7 protein-coding genes are annotated in these 3374 nt (G+C 39.1%); all 7 read right to left on the bottom strand.

Going from position 1 to position 3374, the window contains the following annotated elements; genetic code table 11:
- On the bottom strand, positions 1 to 689 hold a 689-nt coding region (locus B8880_RS12060; protein WP_143933448.1), incomplete at its 3' end, for an Arm DNA-binding domain-containing protein.
- A complete protein-coding gene (locus B8880_RS12055; protein ID WP_084257831.1) occupies positions 656 to 883 on the bottom strand; it encodes an excisionase in 228 nt (75 codons plus the stop codon). The genes B8880_RS12060 and B8880_RS12055, both read right to left, overlap by 34 nt.
- 39 nt (positions 884 to 922) lie before the next feature.
- Positions 923 to 1129 (bottom strand): hypothetical protein, encoded by a 207-nt coding sequence (locus B8880_RS12050; RefSeq protein WP_084257830.1) that lies wholly within the window; start codon positions 1127 to 1129, stop codon positions 923 to 925.
- A 46-nt stretch (positions 1130 to 1175) separates the two neighbouring features.
- On the bottom strand, positions 1176 to 1466 hold the full coding sequence (locus B8880_RS12045) for a hypothetical protein (RefSeq protein ID WP_084257829.1): 291 nt from the start codon (positions 1464 to 1466) through the stop codon (positions 1176 to 1178).
- Between the two features lie 97 nt (positions 1467 to 1563).
- Positions 1564 to 2433 (bottom strand): SPFH domain-containing protein, encoded by an 870-nt coding sequence (locus tag B8880_RS12040; RefSeq protein WP_084257828.1) that lies wholly within the window; start codon positions 2431 to 2433, stop codon positions 1564 to 1566.
- Between the two features lie 72 nt (positions 2434 to 2505).
- Positions 2506 to 3036 carry a DUF551 domain-containing protein gene (locus tag B8880_RS12035; protein WP_084257827.1) on the bottom strand — a complete coding sequence of 177 codons (531 nt, stop codon included), beginning with the start codon at positions 3034 to 3036 and terminating at the stop codon, positions 2506 to 2508.
- 9 nt (positions 3037 to 3045) lie between these two features.
- On the bottom strand, positions 3046 to 3374 hold a 329-nt coding region (locus B8880_RS14615; RefSeq protein ID WP_208610916.1), incomplete at its 5' end, for a hypothetical protein.

The raw sequence follows: 3374 nt of genomic DNA, 5'->3' as shown, positions 1-3374 counted from the left end.
AAGCCGGTTCTGAGTGCAAATAAGAATAGATTTCGCCATTGTTGGTAGCGGCAATTGTCTAAAATTAATTGCACTTCTTCAGGTGTAAATGGATCAACTTCGTATTCATCATCTGAATTGCCGTCCTGTTTTTTAGCTTTATAGCGATCAACAGTAACAGTGGCAACCGGATTAATTTGAATTACACCATCCATGACCGCTTCATCGACTGCTGAACGTAATACAGATAGCTTATTACGGATTGTTTTAGATGTTGTATTTTGCTGCTTGATCCAATTTTTCACCATTGCAGGGGTGAGTTGGGACACGACTACTGAATGGAAATGCGCTAGACCGTTGATAACTTTTAAATATCCATCAAGAGTAGAGGGGGATAAATTACGTTTTCTGCATGTTTCAACATACTCATTGAGATAATGTAATACAGTTACTCCTTCGATCATTTTACCAAACAGTTTTAGCTTTGGAGATGTAGGAAAGTAGTCAGCGTAGTGAAAAGTATTCCGTTCTATCTTGTTTTGAATTTCACCCAATAATCGGGCGGCATAATTAATATTTGATTGAGTAACGGGTAAATTTAACGGCTCTCGGCAGCGTACACCACGAAATGTAAATGTAATATTAATGGTTTCTCTACTTTTATGTTTGCGAATAGTTATGCCGCGTGGATTTTGTTTTTTCTCGCCCATTTGTCCACCTCTTCTAGATCGATTATTCTTTCTTTACACCCATCTACTTTTAAAACTTGGATATTTTCCTGCCAAATACCGCGTTGTAAGCGGCGGTTAATTTGTTCCAGTGTTAGTCCAAAAACCTCACAATATTTTGTAATAGGCATTGTTTTTGATGGAATAACTACCACTGATTTCTCTATGTTTGTCATACTTTCCTCTCTCTGTTTCGTAGATTATTTGGCTTTCGCTCACTTCAGTACCTTGCATACTATTTCTAATATATTGATATTTTTTAGAGTTACACTATCTAAATAGCTCTCAATCATAGAGCTTATATTTTCATCTCTGTCTACTCGCTGTCCCGGAAAAAAATCCTCAATGGCTATCACATAAAAGATAGACACAGCTGCCGCTCCGGCAATTTCAACTATCTGCTCTAATGTTATTTCTATCATCAGCTAGTCTCTTGGAATAAAAAGCCCTGACGAGCAGGGCATTTGGTTAATTGAATAAATCAAGAATGGTTTTTTCTTTTTCTTTTATTTCCTCGGTATGGCTATTTTTGATAATTTTTCTTGCCTCTTTCCAAATTTTAATTTTCCAGAAGAGTGAGAATGTAAAACGGATAAAAGTGTAATTTACCCTAATCATTTTAAGAAATAAAAATCCATCACCAACGAATAACTCAATGCCGTTTTTATTCCTTAGCCAGTGATTTTCAAGCTGCCAATTTCTAGGCTCGCTTTTAAGACTATTTAAAACAGCCTTACAGATTTTATCAGTTGCTTTCATTATTTATCCTTATCTCGATCAACCAGTTTGTATTGTCGAAAAAAGGCTTGTGCGGCAAATCCAATAGCAAGCCCAACGATAATGCCAAGAATAAACATTATTTACCCCCTACTTGAACAAACGGAAGTGAGCCGCTTGGGGTCATTGTCGTCGGCAATACGCCATTCCATTTTTCGGCTGCTGTCAGTTCAACCAACTGCCGATTTTCTTTCAATGCTTCACCTTTGGCGCGAATTGCGGCCGCTTCGGCCTCACCCGCTAACCGCACTTTTTCGGCATCAGCTTTAGCACGAATGATTTCTGCGTCCGCTTCGGCTTGCGCTTTGACTAAGCGGCTTTCGGCTTCTTTGCGGTCAATTGCGACTTGGCGCTCGGCGGTTTGAATTGCAACATTTTTCTGTACGGATTCCTCAACTCGTTTTTCATATTCCTTGTTGAACTGGATAATCGATTGCACGGCAGTAATCTCGATCGGGTAGTTTTTCACTGCCTCACGAACGGCTTGCGTAATATCAGTTGTTAATTTTGCGCGGTTTTCTAACGCTTGTTGCGCCGAATATTGGCTAAAAACAATTTCAATTGCTTGTCGCGTGCGGGGTTCAACGAGTTGATTTACCATATTTTCGGTGGTTCGGTATAGTTTATATGCTTTAACTGGGTCAGTCAGTTTATACGTCACTGTTAAACCAGTTGTGACGGTTTGGGTGTCACGAGTGTATGCCGCAAATCCGCCGACAACATCACCGTTTTCATCGAACTTACCGAAGACTTGTTTCTGTTCACGAATAGAAAAATGCGTGACATCTTCAAGCATACTTGACCAGCCTAAGCCTGATGTTTTGGTTTCGATAATTTCGCCGTATTTGGTCACTAGCGCAACCTCACCCTCGTCAACGGTGTAGGGGAAGCAGCCGGTTAACAAAGCCGATAAACCAATTGCGGTTGTAGTCATTTTGAGTTTTTTCATTTTATTTCCTTATTTTAGATAATAAAAAACCACCCCGAAGAGTGGCGATTTGTGTAGATATTTGTGGTTTAGTTATTTGGGTGGTTCGGACAGTGGCTGCCAGTGAGTGACATCTTCAATATCAAAACTAATACGCGGAGTAACTGCGAAATACTGCCGAAGATCGCCATCGTCATCAACCCAGCTTTCAAAAACAGCGGTTGATGTAAGAGTTTCGAATTGTTGTCCGCATTCTTCTTGCAGTTCTTTTTTTGAACTATAAATCTCAACACGCTGCTCTGGTTCTGGCAGCCGCTCATCAACGCTAATCCAGCCGTTATGCTCAATAAGCTCAGGCAGATCGATGATATAATCATACTGCGATTCGCGAGTATCGTCCTTGTCCGGCGAACGTTTTTTAGATTCACAATGTCCTAAAATTTTGCCATAGACTGCCTCACTAATTTTGTCCTCAAATTCATCAATAATGCTGTCTATTTCAACTGCATATTCGTATTGATTTAGCGCATTTTCTAAGCAAGCCTGTTTCGCTTGCTCTAATGTTTCGTGAAATAAAATTGGATCATTGTCATTTACTATATCTACCGAAAAATATTTACTCATATCTACTCCTTAATTAAGCGTTTCAAGCCTAAAATAATTACAATTAACGCCGTCCATCGGGTGTGATTTTAAATGCGTAAATCGCTCGCCAAATAATTCGCGCATAACTTTAGTGGATTTAACGATATTAGGTTTTCGATTAAATGATACCGATACAACTTGGTTGATATTTTCGAAAGTGTAAACTAAATATGTGTCGCCTCTTGTCGACCAGATCATAAAACCTATATTTCGGTATATGTCGAATTTGTGTTTTTTTAACACTGATAAGACTTCATCTTTAGTCATCTTCAAACTCCACCATTGCATCATCAATTGTGACCCAAATATTCTCTCTT

The sequence above is a fragment of the Pasteurella testudinis DSM 23072 genome (assembly GCF_900176075.1).
GTDB lineage: Bacteria > Pseudomonadota > Gammaproteobacteria > Enterobacterales > Pasteurellaceae > Chelonobacter > Chelonobacter testudinis.
This window is presented reverse-complemented; position numbering and strand designations above follow the sequence as displayed.